We start from the raw sequence: 22,784 nt of genomic DNA, 5'->3' as shown, positions 1-22,784 counted from the left end.
CTCGCCCTCCTGCCCCGCCCGCCTCACCCCCGTCCCTCCGTCTCCAGTCGTAGCGCCTCCTCCATCACCGCCTTCGCGATCGGGGCCGCGCTGCCGCCCCCGCTGATGTCCGTACGGGAGGCTTCCGCGTCCTCGACGACCACCGCGACCGCGACCGCCGGGCGGGCCTCTTGCTCGTCCTGCGCCCAGGCGATGAACCAGGCGTACGGAGTGCCGGTGTTGCCGAGACCGTGTTGCGCGGTGCCCGTCTTGCCGCCGACCCGGGCGCCGGGGATCGCCGCGTTCGTGCCCGTGCCCTCCTCGACGGCCCGCACCATCAGCTCCCGGAGCCGCAGTGCCGTCGCGGGGCTCATCGCCTGCCGGTAGCCGTGCCCGCCCGCCCGCCGGACCGTCCGGCCCCCGGAGGTGGTGGTGCGCTCGACGAGATACGGCTCCGCGATCTCCCCGTCGTTGGCGACGGCCGCCGCCACCAGGGCCATCTGGAGCGGCGTCGCCGTCGTGTCGAACTGCCCGATCGAGGAGAGGGCCAGCTGATCGGGGCTCATCTCCCGGTCGAAGTGGGAGGCGGCGACCCAGGACGGCACCTGGAGCCCCGTGTCGTTGAAGCCGAACCGTTCCACCGCGTCGACCATCCCGGTCAGGCCCACCTTCACCCCGAGACCGGCGAGGACCGTGTTGCAGGACCACTGGATCGCGGCGGCGAGGGACGCGTCCGCGCACCCCTTCGCCTCGTTGGGCAGCACCTGCCGGGTGCCGGGCAGCACGAAGGGATCGGGGGTGTCGGTGGGCGCGTCCACGTCCCGGACCACGCCCGCGTCGAGCGCAGCCGCGGCCGTCACGATCTTGAACGTGGAGCCCGGCGGATACGTCTGCCGCAGCGCCCGGTTCAGCATCGGCTGCCCGGCTGCGGCGTTGAGCCGCCGCCAGGCGTCCTCGACGCCCTTGCCCGTGCCGGAGAGGACGCCGGGATCGTACGAGGGGGAGGAGACGAGGGCGAGGAGACGCCCGCTGGACGGCTCGACGGCCACGACCGCGCCCCGTTTCCCGTCGAGCCCCCGGAAGGCGGCCTCCTGCATCGGGGCGCGGATCGTCGTCACCACGTCTCCGCCGGGCTGACGGCTCCGGGTCAGCTCGTTCCAGAGCGGCAGCGGCGCCAGCATCGGATCGGTGCCGGACAGGACGGCGTCCTCGGCGTGTTCGAGCAGGCTCGTGCCGTACGTCTGCGAGGAGTACCCGGTGACGGGCGCGTACAACGGGCCCTGGGGGTAGGTCCGTTCCCAGCGGAGCTGCTGGCGGCTGTCCCGGGAGGCGGTCACCGGCCTGCCGTCCACGACGATCTCGCCGCGCGGCTGCGCGTACCGGGTGATGGCGATCCGGCGGTTGGCCGGGTTGTCGTCGAGGGAGTCGGCCTCGAAGACCATCACCCGGGCGGAGTTGACGAGCAGCGCCACGAGCAGGAGGAGGCAGAAGGCGGCGGCGCGCCGGGCGTAGCGGATCACGAGGCGCCTTCCTTGACGGGCGCCGACGCGCCCGTGTCCGCGGGACCGGGGCGGGGCGCGCGGGCCGAGTCGCTGACCCGGACGAGGAGCGCCACGATCACCCAGTTGGTGACCACGGACGAACCGCCCTGCGCCAGGAACGGCATGGCCATGCCGGTCAGCGGGATCAGCCCGGTCACCCCGCCCGCGATGACGAAGACCTGGAGGGCGACGATCGAGGCGAGCCCGATGGCGAGGAGCCGTCCGAACGGGTCGCGCAGGGAGAGCCCGGCGCGGTAGCCCCGGGCGACGAACAGCGCGTACAGCAGGAAGAGCGCGGTCAGTCCGGCGAGCCCCAGTTCCTCGCCCGCGGTGGCGAGGATGAAGTCGGACTTGACGGCGAAGCCGATGAGGATGGAGTGCCCGAGCCCGAGCCCGGCGCCGAGCATTCCCCCGGCGGCGAAGGCGAACAGCGATTGCGCGAGCTGCCCGGGGCCCTGACCGGCCCGGATGGAGGCGAAGGGGTCGAGCCAGTCCTGCACCCTGCTGTGGACGTGGGGTTCGAGCGAGCCGACGAGGAAGGCGCCCGCCGAGGCGAGCAGCAGCCCGACCGCGATCCAGCCGCTCCGGCCGGTCGCCACGTACAGCAGGACGACGAAGAGGCCGAAGAAGAGCAGCGAGGTGCCGAGGTCCCGTTCGAGGACGAGAACGCCGACGCTCAGCAGCCAGATCGCCACCAGCGGCCCGAGCACCCGCCAGGTGGGGAACTGGAACTTCCAGATCCTGCGGCCGGTGTACGCGAGCGCGTGCCGGTTCGCGGCGAGGTAGGAGGCGAAGAAGACGGCGAGCAGGATCTTGGCGAACTCGCCCGGCTGGAAGGAGTGACCGTCGATCCTGATCCAGATCCTGGCGCCGTTCACCGCCGGGAAGAAGATCGGCAGGATCATCAGGGCGAGCGCGGCGGCCACCGACACGTACGCGTACCCCTGGAGGGTGCGGTGGTCGCGCAGCAGCAGGACGACCACGATGAAGAGCGCCACCCCGAGCGTCGACCAGACCAGTTGGGTGGCGGCGGCGTGGTCGCCGGGGGTCTCCAGGTCGAGACGGTAGATCAGCACCAGACCGAGCCCGTTGAGCAGGACCGCGATGGGCAGCAGCAGGGGATCGGCGTACGGGGCGCGGAAGCGGACCGCGAGATGTGCGACGAGCGAGAGCAGCCCGAGCCCGGCGCCGTACCGGAGGGCGTCCGGCGGCACGGCGCCGCTCCGGGCGAGACCGACCTCGGCGTAGCCGTACACGCAGATGAGGACGGCGCAGACGAGCAGGGAGAGTTCCACGCCCCGGCGCTTCGGGACGCGTACCCCGGGCGGGGGAGCGTCCGTGCGCGGTGCGGTCATGGCCGCAACGTAGCAAGAGCCGTGCGGTATGTCCCTTTTGCGAGGCGGTGTGCCGTGGGGCGGACTGAGGCGGGAAGCGGGCCCCGCCACGAACCGGGCCCACCGGGATGCGCCCCGCTTGGGGGACGTCCCCTGGGGGCCCGTCCGTCAGGGGCTGTCCTCCCGGAACCGGCCCCTCGAAACCCGCCTTCTCGGGGTACGGCCCCCGGGACCCGCCTTCTCCGGGTACGCCCCCGGGACCCACCCTCTCGGGGTGCGGCCCACGGAACCCGTTCCCTCAGAACCCGTCCCGCTCCATCCTCGCCAGGGCCGCGCGGCACAGTGTCAGGAGCTTCTCGTCCTGGTGGAGGTCATGGCTGCCGGAGGCGCCCTCACGGGAGTTGTGGCGGCGGCGCCGGGTCAGCTCGGTGAGGAGCACCAGTTGCGCGTCCCGCGCCGCCGGGCCCATCTCCGCCAGGCACTCCGCCACGGCGACCCGGGTGTGCCGGTTCTCGTCCCAGGCCGCGAGCAGTACCGGCAGGGTCTCCGCCGTGTTCCCCGACACCCGCCACAGGGCCGCCGCGCACCGGACCCTGACCCACAGGTCCCGCGAGGCGAGGCCGGGCCCGAGGGCCGCCGCCGCCCCGGCCGCCGCCGGGCCGATCTCGCCGAGCGTCTGCGCCGCCGCGCACCGGTCCGCCCCCGGGGCGCCGGGCGCGAGCCACCGTTCGAGGGCGGGCAGGACCTCGCTCGGGTCGCCCTCGACCGCCCACAGGGCACGGGCCGCCATCGCGGCGACGGCTGCGGAGTCCGCGTCGAGCAGCCGCCGTATGTCCGGTAAGGCCTCCCGGGCCGCCGGGCCGAAGGCCGCAAGGGTGCGCAGGGCGGCCTCCCGCACCCAGTCGCGCCGGTTCTCGGGCGCCCCGCACAGCACCCGCAGCACCTCGGGAACGGCCTGGGAGCCCCGTACCGCCGCGAGCGCGTACAGCAGCGGCGCCGCCCTGTCGTAGAGCCGCTCGTCGAGGTCGACCTCGGCGAGACGGCGGCGCAACGGGGGCGCGAGCATCGCGGCCGAGGGCCCCAGGGCGTCCATCGCGTACAGCAACTCCCGCCGCACCTCGCGCTCCTCCAGGGCACGGGCGAGCAGCGGTACGGCCCGGGGGTCCCCGGCGCGGGCCAGCGCGAGCAGCGCGCCGTCCCGCCCCGACCGCCCGACGAAGGCGCTCGCCCCGCCACCGACCCGCCCACCGGCCTCCGGCCCGGAGCCGTCACGGGAATCCACGAGCGGGGGACCACCGGGACCGGGGAGCGCGGGGAGGAGACGGGCGGAGTCGAGGGAGCCGAGTGGGTCGAGTGAGCCGAGTGGGCTGAGTGAGCCCAGGGGGGAGGGCTGGGGGTCGGTGTTGGCGGTGCCGGCGGTTTCGTCGGTGGGAGTGGGAGTGGGGGCGGGAGCGGGAGCGGGGTGGGGGCTGGTCGGGTTGGTGCCGTCGGCCGGAAGGTGGTCGGTGTCGGCGGCGGCGGTGCCAGCGCCTGCGCCGGTGCCGACGGCTGTGCCGATGCCGGTGGCGTCGATCGGAGGGGGCCCGGCCTGCGGCGCGGGGCCGGGGCGGTGTGGCGTGCCGCCCGGGGGTGTCGTCAGGCGGGCGGCGAGGGCGTCGGTGGCGGGGGCGCCCAGTTCGAACAGGCGCTCAAGGAAGGTGGTGGCGGCTTCCCTGAGGCGGGGCTCGGGATCGTGGAGCTGCTCGCCGACGAGCCGGACGACCTCCTCGTACTGACCCCGCCACGCGCGTATCAACCCGCCGCACAGCCAGATCGCGTCCGAGCGCTGCCCCCAGTCCGGGCTGCGCAGTTGCGCGAGGATCAGGGCGACCCGGTCGTCGACCCGGTCGTCGAGCGCCGCGTGCAGGGTCCGGAGCAGCTCCTCCGTCCACGGCGCGGGCCGGCCGGCCGCGTGCTCCTCCAGAAGCTCGCGGACCTGCCCGATGAGCGTCGGGGCCGCCGCCCGCTCGGCGCCGGGAGGGGGTTCCTGTCTGACGCTGGTGCGGATCTCCTCCAGGAGCCCCGTCACCCACGGGACCACGTCGTCCGGGATGTCGCCGGGCGCGCACCGCGCCCGCTGGGTCAGGGCCGCGAGCCGCAGCCCGGGGTCGTGGGCCGCGCGGGCCAGCCAGCCGAGCCAGTCGACGGTCTCGGCGCGCAGCGACGCGTGGCGCAGGGCGATCCGCCCGACGGCGGCGACCAGCGCGAGCCGTACCTCCGTGTCCTGCTCGACGGTGAGCCGCTCCCGGAGCAGGGAAAGGACGCGGGAAGGCTCGGGGTGCAGCGAGGCGAGCGCGCAGGGCGCGGCGAGCCGGACCTCCGGGTCGAGGTCGGAGGCGAGGCCGAGGAAGACGTCGGCGCCCGCGGCGATGGCGGCGGCGGCCATCGCATAGTTGGCGGCGGGGATGAACTCCTCGTCGTCCGGGTCGAGTTCGTCCAGCTCCTCGTCGTCGTCGAGTTCGATCCCGCCGATGCTGGTCAGCAACTCGACGATGCAGCCCCGGTCCTGGACCCCGGCGTCCGCGACGAGTTCGAGGAGGAAGGGGATGCAGGCGAGGGTGGAGTCGTACACGTCGCCCTGGTGGTGCACGGAGCCGTACATGCCGTCGAGGGCGGTCTCGCGCTCGGCGGGATCGGCGGACGCGAGTCCGCGGAGCAGCTCCGGCACATCGTCCGCGGGGCCGTACGCGTGCCCCAACGAGGCCCAGTCGACCTCCTCGATCCCCGTCAGCATTGCCAGGCCGCCTTCCCCATGAGCGCTGTACCAGGCAGCAAGTGTGCACCAAGTGACCGACAGCAAGGCCTTACAAACGGCACCCTCTCCGCCGGGCGCCCGAGTTGCGCTCTCTTTGCGCCATGTACGTTCCGAAGTGCGGCCGTCGCGCTCCGTGGCCGCCCTTCGGGCGTCGGGCGAGGGCTGGTCAAGGGGGGTGACAGGGCCGCGAGGGGCCGGATCGGAGGCCGGCCGTCCCGTTTTCCGGCCGTACGGCCCCGCCGCCGTCCGGGCCCGGTCGGGGGTGTCCCGTACGGGACAGCCGGAGGGCCCCGGAGCCCGCGGAGCGGGACGGCACCCGCTCCTCCGAGGGTCGCTCCGGGGGCGCGAGGCGCGAGGGACCGTCGCGATGATGTGCGGGAACGACGTCCGGCCCCCACCCGGGCGGTCATGCCCCCGGGGTACGCGCCGGGGCGCGGGGAGCGCCTTCCCGCGCCGTCCGTCGGCCGTACGCGCCCCCACTGGACCACGCGCGGAGATGGGGGACCGTCAGTCGGCCGCCGGGGGGTGCCTTCGACGGGGTCCGGCTTGCGGACCACCGGGGCGGGGAGGGAGCGGCAGCGGGCGGAGGGGCCTGCGGCGTCAGGACCTGCGCGCGAAGACGCGGGTTTCCCTGGCATGGGAGCGCCGCTCAGGCCAGGCGGCGCGCCGTTCTTTCCCGCGCGAGTGACCACGGAGTGGCTGGAACGATATCCGGGCCGGTTTGCGCCGAAGGAGAGGCTGAAGGGGCATCCGGGCCCCTGGAACCCCGGGCGCCCCTCTGCCCGCCGGCTCTTACGGTGCGGGCGGGGGCTTGCGGCGGGGGCTTTCGGGATACCTGGGCCCTCACCCATCCCCCCCCTCACCCATCCCCCCCTCACCCATCCCGCCCTCCCCCCCTCACTCCTCCCCCCGAACCCGCACGAACGCCGCGACGTCCTCCCGGCGGCGCCCCTCCCGGCGGCGGACTTCGACCCGGACCGGTGGGTCGATCCGGTGGACGGGGCCGTGTTCGGGGTCCACCGTGGGCGGACCCGCGCGGTCGGCCACCAGCGCGCCCACCTCGTGGGCCTGGGCCGGGGTCAGCCGGGGCGAGGTGGTCACCGTATGCCCGTCGGAGAGCCGTACGACCAGGGCCTTGGGCCGGTCGGGCGGGCCGATGAGGGCGAGCAGCGCCCCGTCGGAGGTGTCGGCGTACCGGATCTTGCGCCAGGCCCAGGTGGGCCCCGCCCGGTAGACGGAGTCGAGCCGCTTCGCGACGATCCCCTCGACGCCGGTTCCCCGTAGGTCGCGGAACCAGTCGCGGGCGGTCGGCTCGTCGCGCGTGGCCAGGACCCGCTGGAGCGGCGGTCCGGTCTCGCGCAGGGCGGCGCCGAGCAGCTCCCAGCGGTCGCGCAGCGGCAGCCCCCGGATGTCCCGGCCGGGCACGGCCAGCAGATCGAAGGCGATGTACGAGACGGGCACGCCCTCCCTCTCCCGCTCGGCGGGCGACCGCAGCAGATCGGTGAAGCTCAGCCGACCTTCCCGGTACGCGCAAAGTTCGCCGTCGAGGACGATGCCGGGCGGCAGCCGCGACCCCAGATACGCGGCGATGCCGGGGAACTCGGGGGCGAGGTTCCGGCGGGAACGCGACTGAAGGACGGTCTTCCCGTCCCCGAGGACGAAGGCCAGCGCGCGGAACCCGTCGAGCTTGAGCGAGTACTGGAGGTCATGGGGCGGCTCGGACTGCGCGGGGAGTGCGTCGGCGGGCCGGGGACGCATGACGTCGACGGGCGGGGTCGGCACGGGCCCACCGGGCTCGACGGCCCCCTTCACGGGAGGCCACCGGCGAGGGAAGGCCCCTCCTCGCGGGCGGCCCACCCGGCCCCACCCCTCACGGCCACCCGGATCCGCTGCCGCACGGCCACTCCACTCCGCCCGCGCACGGCCACTCCAGACCGTCCGCGCACGGCCACTCCACTCCGCCCGCTCACGGTCACCCCGCCCCGCTCCCTCACGGTCACCCCGCCCCGTCCCCTCATGGCACGCTCCCCGCCCGCTCGGGTGTGAAGAGTGGGGCCAGCAGTTCCCCGTACCGCTCCAGGCGAGGGGTGATGTCACCCATGAGGAGGGTGAGGGCGGTGGGGTCGGCGCAGCTCTCGACCTCCTCCCAGGTGACGGGGGCCGAGACGGTGGGCAGGGCTCTGGCCCGCAGGGTGTAGGGGGTGGCGGTGGTCTTGGCGGCGGCGTTCTGGCTGTGGTCGACGAAGACCTTCCCCGCCCGCAGCGCCCGCGCCATCCGGTGCACGACGAGCCCCGGCAGCGCCGCCTCCGCCTCGACGGCCAGCCGCCGGGCGTAGGCGGAGACCCGCGCCGAGGGCGTCGGCACCACGGGCACCAGCAGGTGCAGCCCCTTGGAGCCCGAGGTCTTCGGGAAGGCCTCAAGACCGTCCTGGGCGAGCCGTTCCCGCAGGTGGAGCGCGACCCGGCAGCACTCGACGACCGTCGCGGGCGGCCCCGGGTCCAGATCGAGGACGAGCCGGTCGGCGACGGCGGGGGAGGCGGCTCGCCACTGGGGGGTGTGGAACTCGACGACCAGGTTCGCCGCCCACATCAACGAGGCCAGATCCTCGACCACCACCTGCCGGGCCCCGGGGTCCTCGGAGCGGGGCACGGGGGCGGTCCTCACCCAGGAGGGTGTGCCCGGCGGCGGATTCTTGCTGAAGAACAGCTGCCCGTCGGGACCGTCCGGATAGCGCAGGAACGAGACCGGACGATCGCGCAGATGCGGCAGGAGTACGGCTCCGGCGGTGGCGTAGTAGTGGAGCAGCTCGCCCTTGGTGGTGCCGGTGGCCGGGTGGATCACCTTGTCCAGGTTGCTGAGCGCCAGTCGCCGCCCCGCCACCTCCGTGATCGGCGTCATACGATGAGAATCCCACGATTCACACCATTCATATCTTTTGTCCGGAGTGCGGGTGGGCAGGACCGGGAGGAAGAACCGTGCGATCGATCTGGAACGGCGCCATATCCTTCGGCCTGGTCAGCATCCCGATCAAGCTGGTGAACGCCACCGAGAACCACTCCGTCTCCTTCCGCCAGATCCACAAGGAGGACGGCGGACGCATCCGCTACCGGAAGGTGTGCGAGCTGGACGGCGAGGAGGTCGGCGCGGCGGAGATCGGCCGGGCGTACGAGGAGGCCGACGGGAGCATGATCCCGGTCACCGAGGAGGACCTGGCCGCGCTGCCGCTGCCCACGGCGAGGACGATCGAGATCGTGTCGTTCGTCCCCGCCGGGGAGATCGATCCGCTCCAGATGGACGCGGCGTACTACCTCTCGGCGAACGGGGTCCCCGCCGCCAAGCCGTACACCCTGCTCCGTGAGGCGCTCAAACGAAGCGACAAGGTGGCCGTGGCGAAGTTCGCGCTCAGGGGACGGGAGCGGCTGGGGATGCTCCGGGTGGTCGGCGACGTCATCGCCATGCACGGACTGCTCTGGCCGGACGAGATCCGCGCCCCCGAGGGAGTGGCCCCGGAGACCCCGGTCCGTGTGCGGGACACCGAACTCGACTTGGCGGACGCCCTGATGGACACCCTGGGGGAGGTCGACATCCACAGCCTGCACGACGACTACCGGGCGGCCGTGGAGGAGATGATCGCGGCGAAGGCGGAGGGCGGCGAGGAGGTCGCGGCGCCGGAGGCGGGGGAGGAGAAGGGCGGTCAGGTCATCGACCTGATGGCGGCGCTCGAAAGGAGCGTACGGGCGGCGAAGGAGGCGCGCGGCGAGGACGCGGTGGTGACGGAACTGAAGCCACGCGGGACGCCGGAGGAGCCGGACGCGGCGAAGAAGCAGCCGACGGCGGCGAAGCCGGGCACGAAGCCGGGCACGAAGCCGGGCACGAAACCGGGCACGAAACCGGCGGCGAAGGCGACGACGAAGAGGTCCACGGCGAAAGCCACGCCGAAGAAGGCCACGCCGAAGAAGGCCACGACGAAGCGAGCCACGACGAAGAAATCCGCGCCGAAGAAGGCGCCGCCGCGCAGCCGTACGGCTTGAGAGGTGCAGGCCGCACGGGGTCTGGACGCGCAGCCATGGCGCTGGCCTGAGACGAAGAAACCGCCGGGGAACACCGGACACCCGGCATTCCCCGGCGGTCGCCGCAAGGGCGCCCCGTCGATTCCCGCCCCACCCCGCCCCGCCCCGAACGACCCCGCCCTGTCGGCCCGTCGGCCCGGCTCAGTCGTAGTGCAGGGTTCCGTCGTCGTCCATACGGGGATGCATCGTCGTCGGGTCGTACTCGTCGACGTCCGAATGACGGGGCCCTTCCGGCCCGTCGGGACCGAACCGGACCATCCGCTCGACCCGGCAGATGCGGAACACCCGCCCGTCGACCGTGGCCTCGTCGGAGCTGCCGGCGGCCCGGAACAGCTCACCGGCCCGCCGGTACCGCTCCCGCTTGTCGTCGTCCCACTCGTAGATACGGCCCCAGAGGTCGGTCAGATCGTCGTACAGCCCCCGGCGCGCGTCGTGCGGGGTCGGTTCGAGCCCGCTGCGCGGCAGCCACACGTCGTCCTCGCGCTCGACGATGCCGTAGGTGACCGGCAGCAGCGCGATGTCCGGATGGGTCTGGATCGCCTTCCGCGAATCGTCCCGGACCCCGGACGGGTACCGCTTCCCCGTGTAGTGGAAGTCCCGCATCCCGAACCGCAGCGCCTCGGCCATCGGTCCCCGCGTCTGATCCGGATCGAGCACCAGCCCCGTGTCCGGACAGCGGCGGGACACGGGCTGCCGTTCCCACACGCGGAAGACCGGCTCGGGGTCGGTGGGGCGGGGCGGTTCGAGCCCGCTGTCGTTGGAGCGCGCGAACTCGTCGCCCCGGATCACCCGGTACCGCACGCCGAGGACGTCGAGGTCGTTGACGCGCTCCCGGGTCAGGACGTCCACTGCGGCCATCAGCGCGCGCCGCTCGGCGGGAACGTCCGTCTCGTCCTTGGCCCGGAAGAAGAAGTGCGACTGGAGGCTGTCCCGCGTCTCCTGCGGCATCCCTGTCCGGACCGGCAGGACGATCCGCCACGGCTCGCCCGGCTCCTGCGCCGCCACTCCGAACAGCGCGCCGCGCACACTGAGCCCCGGGTACTTCACCGCGGCCTCGGCGGCATCGACCTCCGTCACCCAGGCGACCGGGTCCTCCCTCTGCACAAGCCCCGCCCGTGCGGCGTCCAGCCGTTGCTTCCAGTCCTCGTCCATGCGCGCATTGTGTCGGCCGCCGCCCTCAAGAGTCCCGGAAACGAACGATCCACCCCGCTGTCGAGTGAACCTGACCGGAAACACACGGGAGGAGAGGGGCCGAGCGACTAGAGCCCTTCCTGCCACGCCGAGGATGACGGGCCCTGCCAGGTCCAAGCAGTTTCCCTGCCCCCGGTCCTGCCGGGAAACCTGCTGGTCAACGCCCCTTCCGGATACGGGGAGGCCGACGGGCAGGGCGTCGGGGGACGGGATCCCGCGCGAGGACGAGATCCCGCGCGTCCCCCTCCGGCGGCGGATACGGGTCCCCGCGAGCGCCGCTCTCCTTCTGACGGCCGCGCTCGGCCTGAGCCTCTTCGGCGCGCAGGACGGCGCGGGCGCGTGCCCGGAAGAAGAGGTGGCCGGTCGAAACGGATGTGATCCTCCCGGAATCCGCCCCGGTGGAGGGCGGCACCGTGGACATCGAGTACGCGACGGGCTCGCCGTCGGCCGCGAGGGTCCCCAGCGACCCGGGTCTCACCCGCGGACTGCATCTGATCCTGCCGGGCAGCGAGTGGCCGGTGGAGGAGCCGACCAGACTGGTGCTGCCCCCCCCGGGCGAAGACCGCCCGACCGCCGTGCTGGCCATCCCCCCAGCGCCCTCCGCCTTCCCCCGCACGGCACGGCGCGACTGCGCGCCCCCCCCCGGGACCCCCTGGGCGTTCCCCTTCGTCGACGACCGGCTGGTATGGCCGCTCGGCCCCCTTGACGGACCTCACGCGAAGGGACGACGCGCACGACTTCGAGGAATACGTACGGCACGTAGTCCCGCTCGGCGTAACCCTCAAACCTCCCGCGGACGACGACCGCCCCTGACGATCTCGGGACGCCGGCCGAACTTCGGGCGGCGCGCTCGGATCGGCGAGAAGCGCGCGGAGGAAGCGGAGGAACACGACGGCCACCGTGTGGAACTCGTCTTACGACACGAGCCCATGACCGCCTCACCCCGGAAGATCTCTCAGGTGAGCCCGTATAGGTCGGCCACCAGCTTCTCCCGCGGCCCCGGACTGTCGACCCCATCGACGAATGCCGTACACGCGATGACCAAGCTCGATAGCGGACGACTCTGTGCCATCACCAGCCAGGCACGTTCGGCGAGGTGGACGGCATCCCCGTCAGCGATTCAATGAGCACAGCCTGACATGAGACCGCTTGGGTGGAAGAGCGAGCGTTATACGCCTACCGCTGGATGCGAGGTTGCATCTCGGTTAGTCTTGGATGGCAAGCAAGAACCCCTCAGGGGCTGCCGGGAGCAGGGCTTGAACCAGGGAACTGGATCCTTCCACCCTTGAGGTGGTTGTAGCCCCCGGGAGTCCCCTTGGGGTTCTTCGCGTTTACGGGCTCTACTGCCCCTGCCACTCACCCCACCAGCATCGAGTGGTCACGAAATCGGCGTTTCCGATGATTTTCACTCCGTAGCCGAGCAGCTTGCCTGTGGCGCTTCTACGAAGCTGGTGGCTGCAGAGCAGCAGGTTCTGTGCACACCGGGAGTCGGCAGGGTCTCCACTGAGCGCCGTGTTGAGGAGTCCGGCGTGAAGGTCCGCGAGCTGGATTCCGTCGCGCTGCGTTCCCTCCCATGTGGGTGGCCACGAGATGTGCTGCCAGGGGACGCCCCACAGCGATGAGTCGCTGTCCTGGCGCATGCCATTCAGAGCCGCCTCGGCCGCCGCGTGGTCCATGTGCTTGACCAGGCCGAGACGGACGAGAGCGAGCCGCTCGCCGCCAGGCCAGTGCTTCGCGGTGTAGGCCACCCGCTCCAGAAGGAGGCGCGCCGTGTAGTTGTAGAAGAGGCCCTGGTCCTTCCGCATGCCGTCGTCGCTGTTGACGGTGTCCTTGTGGGCGATGACATGAACGACCTTCGCGTTCGGCATCATCGCGAGGGTTCGTGCCGCGTGCTCCCGGCGCTCGGGCCGCTTCGGCCTGAAATGATCAACCCAGTGGATGGGTTTGACGGCCTGCTGTGGCTGAGCGCCGTGCACGTAGGCCCTGAGCCCCCCAGCGGTGATCTTGACGTTCCACTCGTCTTCCTGCGGGACGATCAGGGCGGTCATGGCGAAGAAGGGCGACCGGGCGCGGCTCGCGGTGCTGAACCCGCGATCACCGGTCTCGTCGATGTAGACGTGAAGCTTGGGGAGCCGGCCGTAGTGGGCGGCGGGCAACGCCATGCGGTGCTCCGCGTCGGCACTCGTCGGCGCGGGCTCGGTAGGGGTCGGTTTGGAGGGCGCCACTGGAGTGTGGACTCCTTCGGTCTCGCCCCGGCCGTCGTGGGACGGCCAGGCGTTCTGTAAGTCATGGGGACCGCCCCGTCGGCACCGGATACGTATGAACGCATGGCGCTGCACCGGGATAGGCGTGGGGTGTCAACGTCGAGCCGGGGTGCGGGGCGTGCTGCTCGTGCGAGCGACCGTTATGCGCTGATACCGGCGGTTCGTTCTCGGTGCCAACGGAAGAAGTCCGCGCGGTGTGCGAAGTCGGAGACTGTCCGGCCGGCTATGCCGTCGGCTATTCGCCGGAGGTCGCTGGTCGCTGAGCTGTGAGGACTCGCGGCGACAGTGCCGTCGGCTCCCACGTATATGTACCCATGCTCGAACAACTCGTCGCAGCCCATCAGGCAGGCAGGCAGGACGTTGTTCAGGTTGAGACGCTCCTGCCGACTCGCCTCGCTGCGACGCTTTATATGCGCCGCGCGGATGAGTCGACTGGGCAGCGTACGGCCGCAGAAGGCGCACGTGAGGGTCGCGCGGGCCCCGATGAGGGCTCTGCGGAGCTTCTGCTGCTCGCGGCGTACGAGCACCTGAGCCACCGCGCTCGTGTCGCCGTCGTGACTCACGTCGCCGAGTCCCGAACCGTCCTGCGTGGAGAGGGGTTCGGCCGCGAGGTTGACGAGTGTTCCGGAGCCCTGGAAGACGACAGCGGTGCCCTGCTTGTTCGCGGAGAGGCGCAAGGCCTCCATGGCGTCGGCGCCGAGGCTCGGACCGGTGACGTTCTCCTCCTCGCTGAGGACGTCGAATCCAATGCGCTCGGGGTAGGTGTCACCCGGCCACACGTAGTTCGTCGCCTCGAACAGCGGACGGGTGATCTGCGCGACGATCACGCGCTGGAGTGCGGCGTCGGCCCATCCGCCCGGAGCCACCCTGCTGTTGGGGCCTCGGTGCCCAAAGACGAGGAAGTCGCCTTGAACGAGGTTCCGGATGATCTGCCTGGAGTCGGCCCGGTCGAGCGCGCTGGTGCGCCAGCCCCACAGGCCGGCGTCGAGCCCGATCTCGAGGTGCTTCCCCGACGGGGCGGGAACGTAGATGTATCCGGTCTGCGGCACGACTCTTCTTTCACTCGGCCTCCCTTGAGGGAGGGTGCAGTGGGCCGCCCCTCAGCGAGTCTGTGTGACTGGAAGAGGGTCGGGCCCAACCGAAGTTGGGTGCCGAAGATCATATCGTAGTAATTATGGAATGGGAATACCTGTTCGGGTAGATGTGGCTGTGGAGTTGGAGGCGCCGGAAGTGAATCCACCCTTAAATGTCCATGCTTGTGAGCATTTGGTCGACCTCTCCATCGAGGTGGCTGCGACGTGGTGCCCTCTCCGAGCCGTGGGGCACGTTCGTGGGATACGTGCTGACCGCCGCCTTCGACGCGGATGCCGAACCGCTGTGGAAGATCGTTTCGTGCGCCGCGCTCGCCCTGGGATCGCGAACGGCGGCCGTCACTCGAAGAGGCCGCCTTGATGCCCCACCGGGGGCGGCGTCTGGGTTCGCGCGGAGCTGGCGGCGAAGGGGATACCCGCACATACAACAAGACCCCGCGTTCAGCGTTTCCGCTGATCACGGGGTCTGTGTGGCACTTCCTGCGAAGTGCCCCCGGCAGGATTCGAACCTGCGCACACGGCTCCGGAGGCCGTTGCTCTATCCCCTGAGCTACGGGGGCGTTCGCCGTGTTTCTCGGCGACGGATAGAACCCTACCAGCTCCTGAGGAGTGGCTGTGAACAGGTATTTCCGGGGCGTCACCAGGGGGCGGGTCCCCCGCACGGGGCGGAAGTGGGCAAAACCCGGACGCGGTCGCCCGGAGCGGCCTACTCTCGTCGTGTGTCAGGCGTGTTCGGTCGGGTGCTCGTTGTCGATGACAACAAGGTGATCCGGCAGTTGATCAGGGTCAATCTCGAACTTGAGGGGTTCGAGGTCGTGACCGCGGCCGATGGTGCCGAGTGCCTGGACGTCGTGCACCAGGTCCGTCCCGACGTCGTCACCCTCGATGTCGTCATGCCCCGTCTCGACGGGCCCGCGACCGTCGAGCGGCTTCGTGCCGATCCCCGTACGCGTCATCTGCCCGTCGCGATCATCAGCGCCTGCGGGGAGCGCGAGGCTTCCGGGGGCGATGCCTTTCTCGCCAAGCCCTTCGAGCCCGTGGAGCTCGTCCGGGTCGTCCGGCAGTTGATGCACCGCGAGCGGCGCGACCGGCCCGGGGGCGCCGGTGCAGGTGGGGCCGACGGCGGAGAGGACCCCGTCGCGGTCGACGAACGGGTGGAGCGCTCCGTCCGGAGCCCCCAGGGACGTAACGCCCGGCATCCCCGAAAACCGCACAATCCATGCTCCCGGGGTGTCCTTCCCTCCCCGTAGTGCCCGCATGGCGAAACCGGTTCGCGTTCCGACCCCCCTCCTCCCCTAGGCTTGACCCGTGACCCCCGCGGACCTCTCCCTCACCGTGCTGCACGCCGTGCGCAGCGCGGTCGACGACGGTGCGCTGCGGGTCGACGTACCCCCTCGGGTCAAGGTCGAGCGGGCCCGGCCCGGAGGCGTGGGGGAGTACGCGAGCAATGTCGCCCTCGCCCTCGCCAGGCCCGCCGGGCGCACCGCCCTCGACGTCGCCGGAATCCTCAAGGAGCGCCTTCTCCGGGCACCCGGCGTCCGGGGCGTCGAGATCACCGGGCCCGGCTTTCTGAACTTCAGCCTTCGGCGCGACACCGACACCGCCGCCGACCTCGTCCGTGCGATCCGGGACGCCGGGACCGCGTACGGCACCGGCACCGCCCTCGCCGGGACCGCCGTCCGCTTCGCCGAGCCCGTCGAGCCGCGTGCCGCGCTCGTCACCGGGACCGTCGTCCGGCTGCTCGCCGGGCAGGGGGCCGACGCCGGGTACGGCGGCACCGAACGGATCCATGTGATGCCCGGCGCGTACGCGGAAGGCGCCCTCGGGAGCGACGCCGCCCGCTGGGCCCTGCTCCGCGCCGCGCCCCAGGACCGGCCGCTCGACGGGCCCCCGCTCCTCGCCCGGCACGAGCGCAACGGCCTCTTCCGGGTCCAGTACGCGTACTCCAGGACCCGGCGGCTGCTCGTCAACGGCGGGCAGCTCGGCTTCACCCCTCTGTACGAGGAGCCCCTCCGGGACGCCCTCCCGGACGCCGTCCCGCTCCTCCGGCTCCTCGGCGACCATCCCCTCGTGCTCGCCGCCGCCGCCCGGCACCGCGCCCCCGACCGGGTCGCCCGGCAGCTGGAAGCCGTCGCCGACGCGCTGCTCGGGTTCCAGCACACCGTCCTGCCGCTCGGCGACGAGAAACCCTCGGCCGCCCACCGCTCCCGGCTCGCGCTCGCCGAAGCCGCCGGGACGGTGCTCGCCGGTGGCCTCTCCGTGCTCGGCATCAGCGCACCCGACCGGATCTGAAAGAGCAGACATGAGCCGTTCCGCCCACCCCGCAGGCCCCCGTCACGCCGACGTCCTCCCCGAGGGCCACTACGCGGCGCCGCCCGCCGACCTCAACGCCCTCGACCCCAAGGTGTGGTCCCGGACGGTCGCCCGGGACGAGCACGGGGTCGTCACCGTCGGCGGTCTGCGCGTGACCGACCTCGCCGAGGAGTTCGGGACCCCCGCCTACTTCCTCGACGAGACCGACTTCCGGGCCCGCTGCCGCGCCTGGGCCGAGGCCTTCGGCACGGAAGCCGACGTGTACTACGCCGGGAAGGCGTTCCTCTCCCGGGCGGTCGTCCGCTGGCTGCACGAGGAGGGGCTCAACCTCGACGTGTGCTCGGGCGGGGAGCTGTCCACCGCCCTCTCCGCCGGGATGCCGGCCGAGCGGATCGCCTTCCACGGCAACAACAAGAGCGAGGCGGAGATCCGCACGGCCGTCGAGGCCGGGGTGGGGCGCATCGTCCTCGACTCCTTCCAGGAGATCGTGCGCGTCGCCCATGTCGCGCAGTCCCTCGGCAAGCGCCAGCGGGTGCAGATCCGGGTCACCGTGGGCGTCGAGGCGCACACGCACGAGTTCATCGCGACCGCGCACGAGGACCAGAAGTTCGGCATCGCGCTGGCCGGGGGACAGGCGGCCGAGGCGGTGCGCCGGGCCCTGAAGCTCGACGGGCTCGAACTGACCGGTATCCACTCGCACATCGGTTCGCAGATCTTCGACATGGCCGGTTTCGAGGTCTCCGCCCGCCGGGTCGTACAGCTGCTCGCCGAGGTCCGCGACGAGCACGGCGTGGAACTGCCCGAGATCGACCTGGGCGGTGGCCTCGGCATCGCGTACACCTCCGAGGACGACCCGCGCGAGCCGCACGAGATCGCGAAGGCGCTCGGCGAGATCGTCACGCGGGAGTGCGAGGCGGCGGGGCTGCGCGCCCCCCGGATCTCCGTCGAGCCCGGCCGGGCGATCGTCGGCCCGACCGCCTTCACCCTCTACCGGGTCGGCACGATCAAGCCCCTCGAAGGGCTGCGGACGTATGTGAGCGTCGACGGCGGAATGTCGGACAATATTCGTACGGCCCTGTACGACGCCGAGTACAGCGTGGCGCTCGTCTCGCGGGCCAGCGCGGCGGAGCCGATGCTCTCCCGGGTGGTCGGCAAGCACTGCGAGAGCGGTGACATCGTCGTACGGGACGCCTTCCTCCCCGTCGACCTGGCGCCCGGCGATCTGCTCGCGGTCCCGGCCACCGGGGCGTACTGCCGCTCCATGGCCAGCAACTACAACCACGCGCTCCGGCCCCCCGTGGTCGCCGTGAAGGACGGTGAAGCGAGGGTCGTCGTACGGCGTGAGACGGAGGAAGATCTCCTGCGTCTCGACGTCGGATGATGAAATGATCAGGTGATGAAATAGATGTCTCAGGATCCGGACCGAGGGCGGAAACCCTCGTCCGGTGAGTGAGACTGGTTCCACCGTGGAGAACCGTAGCGAATCGCCCGCCAAGGCGGACATGGACCTACGGTCGAGAAATACGAAGCAGGACGAGAAAGAGGTCGGATGATGCGTACGCGTCCGCTGAAGGTGGCGCTGCTGGGCTGTGGAGTGGTCGGCTCAGAGGTGGCGCGCATCATGACGACGCACGCCGACGACCTCGCCGCGCGCATCGGCGCGCCGGTCGAGCTCGCCGGCGTGGCCGTCCGCCGGCCCGACAAGGTCCGCGGCGGCGTCCCCGCCGAGCTGATCACCACCGACGCCACGGCCCTGGTGAAACGCGGCGACATCGACGTCGTCATCGAGGTCATCGGCGGGATCGAGCCCGCCCGCACCCTCATCACCACCGCCTTCGAGCACGGCGCCTCCGTCGTCTCGGCGAACAAGGCGCTGCTCGCCCAGGACGGCGCGACGCTCTACGCCGCCGCCCAGAAGCACGGCCAGGACCTCTACTACGAGGCGGCCGTCGCCGGAGCCATCCCGCTGATCCGCCCGCTGCGCGAGTCCCTCGCGGGCGACAAGATCAACCGGGTGATGGGCATCGTCAACGGCACCACCAACTTCATCCTCGACAAGATGGACACCTCCGGCGCCGGCTACTCCGAGGCGCTCGACGAGGCCACCGCCCTCGGGTACGCCGAAGCCGACCCGACCGCCGACGTCGAGGGCTTCGACGCCGCCGCCAAGGCCGCCATCCTCGCCGGGATCGCCTTCCACACCCGGGTCCGCCTCGACGACGTCTACCGCGAGGGCATGACCGAGGTCACCTCCGCCGACTTCGCCTCCGCCAAGCGGATGGGCTGCACCATCAAGCTGCTCGCCATCTGCGAGCGGGCGTCCGACGGCGGCTCCGTCACCGCGCGCGTGCACCCCGCGATGATCCCGCTCAGTCACCCGCTCGCCTCCGTCCGCGAGGCATACAACGCGGTCTTCGTCGAGGCGGAGGCCGCCGGGCGGCTCATGTTCTACGGCCCCGGCGCCGGTGGCGCCCCGACGGCCTCGGCCGTCCTCGGCGACCTCGTCGCCGTGTGCCGCAACAAGCTCAACGAGGCCACAGGCCCCGGAGAGTCCGCGTACACCCAGCTGCCCGTGAGCTCCATGGGCGAGGTCGTGACGCGGTACCACATCAGCCTCGACGTGGCCGACAAGCCGGGCGTCCTCGCCCAGGTCGCGACGGTCTTCGCCGAGCACGGCGTGTCGATCGACACGGTCCGCCAGCAAGGACGCCAGGACGGCGGCGGCGACGCCTCGCTCGTCGTCGTCACCCACCGCGCGCCCGACGCCGCCCTCTCCGGGACCGTCGAGGCGCTGCGCAAGCTCGACACCGTACGCGGTGTCGCCAGCATCATGCGTGTTGAAGGGGAGTAAGGACCCATGACCCACAAGGGCACCCACCAGTGGCGCGGCATCATCGAGGAGTACCGGGACCGCCTTCCGGTCACGGACGCGACGCCGGTCGTCACGCTCCGTGAGGGCGGTACGCCGCTCGTCCCCGCTCAGGTCCTCTCCGAGCGCACGGGCTGCGAGGTGCACCTCAAGGTCGAGGGCGCCAACCCCACCGGCTCCTTCAAGGACCGGGGCATGACCATGGCCATCACCAAGGCCAAGGAGGAGGGCGCGCAGGCCGTCATCTGCGCCTCCACCGGCAACACCTCCGCCTCCGCCGCCGCCTACGCGGTACGGGCCGGGATGGTCTCGGCCGTCCTGGTCCCGCAGGGCAAGATCGCGCTGGGCAAGATGGGCCAGGCCCTCGTGCACGGCGCGAAGATCCTCCAGGTCGACGGCAACTTCGACGACTGCCTGACGCTGGCCCGCAACCTGTCCGAGAACTACCCGGTGGCGCTGGTCAATTCGGTCAACCCGGTCCGGATCGAGGGCCAGAAGACCGCCGCCTTCGAGATCGTGGACATGCTCGGCGACGCCCCCGACATCCACGTCCTGCCCGTGGGCAACGCCGGCAACATCACGGCGTACTGGAAGGGGTACCGCGAGTACGCCGCGGACGGCCTCTCCACCCGCCTCCCGCGCATGTGGGGCTTCCAGGCCTCCGGCTCCGCCCCGCTGGTCCGCGGCGAGGTCGTCAAGGACCCCTCGACGATCGCCACCGCGATCCGCATCGGCAACCCGGCCTCGTGGGACTACGCGATCGCCGCGCGCGACGAGTCGGGCGGCTTCATCGACGAGGTGACGGACCGTGAGATCCTGCGCGCCTACCGCCTGTTGGCCGCTCAGGAGGGCGTCTTCGTCGAGCCCGCCTCGGCCGCCTCGGTCGCCGGTCTGCTGAAGGCCGCCGAGCAGGGCAAGGTCGACCCTGGTCAGCGGATCGTCTGCACCGTCACGGGCAACGGCCTGAAGGACCCCGACTGGGCCGTCGCCGGAGCGCCGCAGCCGGTCACCGTCCCGGTGGACGCGGCCGCCGCCGCCGAACGCCTCGGCCTGGCCTGATCCCGTCCCTCCCACGGGAGGGAAACGCCTGATCGAAACCCGATCAGGAACGTACATTGGCGCACAGGTTGGCGCGCGACACGCATCGTGCGCCTCCTGTGCGCCCTATGTCGCGGCGGAACCTTCCTTCGATAGGCTGTACCGAACCCGCCCCGACGCATATGCGCGGTGTCGTTGCCGTTGTCGCCTTCGTGGCCGAAACGGCCCCCGGGTTCCCCGAGTACTTCCACCGACGTACCCGCTGTGCCAGAACAACCCGTTGTCGCAATCAAGGAGAGTCATCGAGAGATGGCCGGTCCCGCGTTCCGCGCAGCCCCCGTCCGGGTGCGCGTCCCCGCCACCAGCGCCAATCTCGGTCCGGGCTTCGACGCCTTCGGACTGTCGCTTGGCCTCTACGACGACGTCGTCGTCCGTGTCGCCGACTCCGGGCTGCACATCGACATCGCGGGCGAGGGCGCGGAGACGCTCCCGCGCGACGAGAGCCACCTGCTCGTACGCTCCCTGCGCACCGCCTTCGACCTGCTCGGCGGACAGCCGCGCGGCCTGGAGGTCGTCTGCGCCAACCGCATCCCGCACGGCCGCGGCCTCGGCTCCTCCTCCGCCGCCATCTGCGCCGGAATCGTCGCCGCCCGCGCCGTGACCATAGGCGGGGACACCCGGCTCGACGACGCCGCCCTCCTGGAGCTGGCCACCGAGATAGAGGGCCACCCCGACAACGTCGCCGCCTGTCTGCTCGGCGGCTTCACCCTGGCCTGGACCGAGTCCGGCGCCGCCCGCGCCATCAGGATGGACCCCTCGGATTCCATCGTTCCGGTGGTCTTCGTCCCCGGGAAGCCGGTCCTGACCGAGACCGCCCGCGGCCTGCTGCCCCGCACCGTCCCGCACGTCGACGCCGCCGCCAACGCCGGACGCGCCGCCCTCCTCGTCGAGGCCCTGACCCGCCGCCCGGAGCTGCTGCTCGCGGCCACCGAGGACCGGCTGCATCAGGAGTACCGGGCCCCCGCGATGCCCGAGAGCGTCGCCCTGGTCAACCGGCTGCGCGCGGACGGCGTCCCCGCGGTCATCTCCGGCGCGGGCCCCACGGTCCTCGCGCTGGCCGAGCACGGCACGGCCGACAAGGTCGCCCGGCTGGCGGGCGAGGGCTGGGCCGCGAACCGGCTCGACCTCGACGCCCCCGGCGCGAGCGTCCTGCCGCTGGCGCCCTAGGTCCTGTCTTGACGGCCGGGCGCACGTGCGGCGTCCGGCCGGGAGATTGCCGGTGACGGAGAGGGGGAATATTTGTTGGAGCCGGTAGTGTTAACCTCAAGTCCGCACCCGACCTCCTTGTGGAGCGGTGCGGAGTGTCCCCATCAGGGACCACCCTTTCTTCCGGAAGCCTCCTCAACTGCCTGAGCAGCCTGCCTGAGCAGTTTTGAGCACGCTCCGGAACCGGCACGACACCCCTCGCTCTCTTCTTTTCGAGTGAGGGCCGAGCAGGGGGCGCTCGGGCCGGACCCACAGCACGTTCTCTCTTCCGCCGTACCCGGCGGAAGCACCGCCCCGGACACGGTCCACCGAACACGGGACCGCTGCCGGACAGCACAACCGGTCGCCGAGCCAGATGGCCGACGCCCGCTCCAGGGAAGGACCCTTCGTGAGCGACACCACCGATCTGATGGGCGTGACTGCCGACAGCAGTGTCGACACCCCCGCGCCCGCCGCAGGTGCTGCCACCGGCGGCACCGCACGGCGCCGCCGCTCCGGCACCGGCCTCGACGGCATGGTCCTGGCCGAGTTGCAGCAGGTCGCGTCCGGCCTCGGCATCAGGGGCACCGCGCGGATGCGCAAGAGCCAGCTGATCGAGGTCATCAAGGAGGCCCAGGCCGGTGGCGGTGCCGCCGCGCCCGCCAAGACCGCCGACGCGGCCGAGACCAAGCCGAAGCGCCGCACCACCGCCAAGACCCGTACGGCCGAGGCCGCGGCCGAGAGCGCCGCGCCCCAGCAGGAGAAGGCCGAGAAGGCCCCCGCCCAGCAGCAGATCGACATCCCGGGCCAGCCTGCCGGCGGTGCCTCTCGCGAGTCCTCGGGCGACGAGCAGCCCGCGGGCGAGCGCCGTCGCCGCCGCGCCACCGCCCCCGCCGGTTCGCCGGAGGCCGAGGGCAAGGCCGAGGCCCCGCAGACCGTGAAGACCGAGTCCCGCACCGAGGCCAAGGCCGAGACGGGCACCGACGCCAAGGCCGAGGCCGCCGCGGACGGCGCCGAGGGCCGCGGCCGCCGTGACCGGGGCGAGCGCGGCGAC

16 protein-coding genes and 1 tRNA gene are annotated in these 22,784 nt (G+C 72.0%); 8 read left to right on the top strand and 9 right to left on the bottom strand.

The window, feature by feature from the left end:
• Positions 1–23: 23 nt before the first annotated feature.
• From BU197_RS08260 to ligD, 5 genes are all read right to left on the bottom strand, one after another.
• Positions 24–1,499: a penicillin-binding transpeptidase domain-containing protein gene (locus BU197_RS08260; RefSeq protein ID WP_188267571.1), complete on the bottom strand. Its 1,476-nt coding sequence runs from the start codon at positions 1,497–1,499 to the stop codon at positions 24–26.
• Positions 1,496–2,875, bottom strand: a complete 1,380-nt coding sequence (locus BU197_RS08255) for an FtsW/RodA/SpoVE family cell cycle protein (RefSeq protein WP_188267570.1) — start codon at positions 2,873–2,875, stop codon at positions 1,496–1,498. Before BU197_RS08255 ends, BU197_RS08260 begins: the two co-directional genes overlap by 4 nt.
• Positions 2,876–3,152: 277 nt before the next feature.
• A complete protein-coding gene (locus BU197_RS08250) occupies positions 3,153–5,627 on the bottom strand; it encodes a HEAT repeat domain-containing protein (protein WP_188267569.1) in 2,475 nt (824 codons plus the stop codon).
• 918 nt (positions 5,628–6,545) lie between these two features.
• Positions 6,546–7,430 carry a DNA ligase gene (locus tag BU197_RS08245; RefSeq protein WP_317452151.1) on the bottom strand — a complete coding sequence of 295 codons (885 nt, stop codon included), beginning with the start codon at positions 7,428–7,430 and terminating at the stop codon, positions 6,546–6,548.
• Between the two features lie 232 nt (positions 7,431–7,662).
• The gene (gene ligD / locus BU197_RS08240; protein ID WP_188267568.1) at positions 7,663–8,547 is read right to left on the bottom strand and encodes a non-homologous end-joining DNA ligase; all 885 of its coding nucleotides are present in this window, start codon (positions 8,545–8,547) and stop codon (positions 7,663–7,665) included.
• 77 nt (positions 8,548–8,624) lie between these two features.
• On the opposite strand from ligD, the gene BU197_RS08235 reads away from it, so the two are divergent.
• Positions 8,625–9,680: a Ku protein gene (locus tag BU197_RS08235; RefSeq protein WP_188267567.1), complete on the top strand. Its 1,056-nt coding sequence runs from the start codon at positions 8,625–8,627 to the stop codon at positions 9,678–9,680.
• A gap of 180 nt (positions 9,681–9,860) precedes the next feature.
• Here BU197_RS08235 and BU197_RS08230 read toward each other — a convergent pair whose 3' ends face one another.
• The 4 genes from BU197_RS08230 to BU197_RS08215 form a co-directional block, all read right to left on the bottom strand.
• Positions 9,861–10,871: a DUF5954 family protein gene (locus BU197_RS08230; RefSeq protein ID WP_188267566.1), complete on the bottom strand. Its 1,011-nt coding sequence runs from the start codon at positions 10,869–10,871 to the stop codon at positions 9,861–9,863.
• 1,379 nt (positions 10,872–12,250) lie between these two features.
• Positions 12,251–13,072, bottom strand: coding sequence for a DUF3800 domain-containing protein (locus tag BU197_RS08225; protein ID WP_188267565.1), 822 nt, complete (start codon positions 13,070–13,072; stop codon positions 12,251–12,253).
• A gap of 242 nt (positions 13,073–13,314) precedes the next feature.
• On the bottom strand, positions 13,315–14,223 hold the full coding sequence (locus BU197_RS08220) for a hypothetical protein (protein WP_188267564.1): 909 nt from the start codon (positions 14,221–14,223) through the stop codon (positions 13,315–13,317).
• A gap of 530 nt (positions 14,224–14,753) precedes the next feature.
• Positions 14,754–14,825, bottom strand: a tRNA-Arg gene (locus BU197_RS08215).
• Between the two features lie 159 nt (positions 14,826–14,984).
• On the opposite strand from BU197_RS08215, the gene BU197_RS08210 reads away from it, so the two are divergent.
• The 7 genes from BU197_RS08210 to BU197_RS08180 all read left to right on the top strand — a co-directional run.
• Positions 14,985–15,515 carry a response regulator gene (locus BU197_RS08210; RefSeq protein ID WP_317452152.1) on the top strand — a complete coding sequence of 177 codons (531 nt, stop codon included), beginning with the start codon at positions 14,985–14,987 and terminating at the stop codon, positions 15,513–15,515.
• A gap of 58 nt (positions 15,516–15,573) precedes the next feature.
• Positions 15,574–16,557 (top strand): ArgS-related anticodon-binding protein NrtL, encoded by a 984-nt coding sequence (gene nrtL, locus BU197_RS08205; RefSeq protein ID WP_188267562.1) that lies wholly within the window; start codon positions 15,574–15,576, stop codon positions 16,555–16,557.
• Positions 16,558–16,567: 10 nt separating this feature from the next.
• Positions 16,568–17,959, top strand: a complete 1,392-nt coding sequence (lysA, locus tag BU197_RS08200) for a diaminopimelate decarboxylase (RefSeq protein ID WP_188267561.1) — start codon at positions 16,568–16,570, stop codon at positions 17,957–17,959.
• A 171-nt stretch (positions 17,960–18,130) separates the two neighbouring features.
• Positions 18,131–19,429 carry a homoserine dehydrogenase gene (locus tag BU197_RS08195; protein ID WP_188267594.1) on the top strand — a complete coding sequence of 433 codons (1,299 nt, stop codon included), beginning with the start codon at positions 18,131–18,133 and terminating at the stop codon, positions 19,427–19,429.
• Between the two features lie 6 nt (positions 19,430–19,435).
• Positions 19,436–20,506: a threonine synthase gene (thrC, locus tag BU197_RS08190; protein WP_188267560.1), complete on the top strand. Its 1,071-nt coding sequence runs from the start codon at positions 19,436–19,438 to the stop codon at positions 20,504–20,506.
• Positions 20,507–20,794: 288 nt separating this feature from the next.
• The gene (gene thrB, locus BU197_RS08185) at positions 20,795–21,712 is read left to right on the top strand and encodes a homoserine kinase (protein ID WP_188267559.1); all 918 of its coding nucleotides are present in this window, start codon (positions 20,795–20,797) and stop codon (positions 21,710–21,712) included.
• Between the two features lie 427 nt (positions 21,713–22,139).
• Positions 22,140–22,784, top strand: a 645-nt coding sequence (locus BU197_RS08180) for a Rho termination factor N-terminal domain-containing protein (protein WP_317453380.1), incomplete at its 3' end; no start/stop codon positions are given.

Origin of the sequence: Streptomyces sp. CBMA291 (genome assembly GCF_014596525.1) — a bacterium.
In the GTDB taxonomy this organism is placed as follows: Bacteria; Actinomycetota; Actinomycetes; order Streptomycetales; family Streptomycetaceae; genus Streptomyces.
This window is presented reverse-complemented; position numbering and strand designations above follow the sequence as displayed.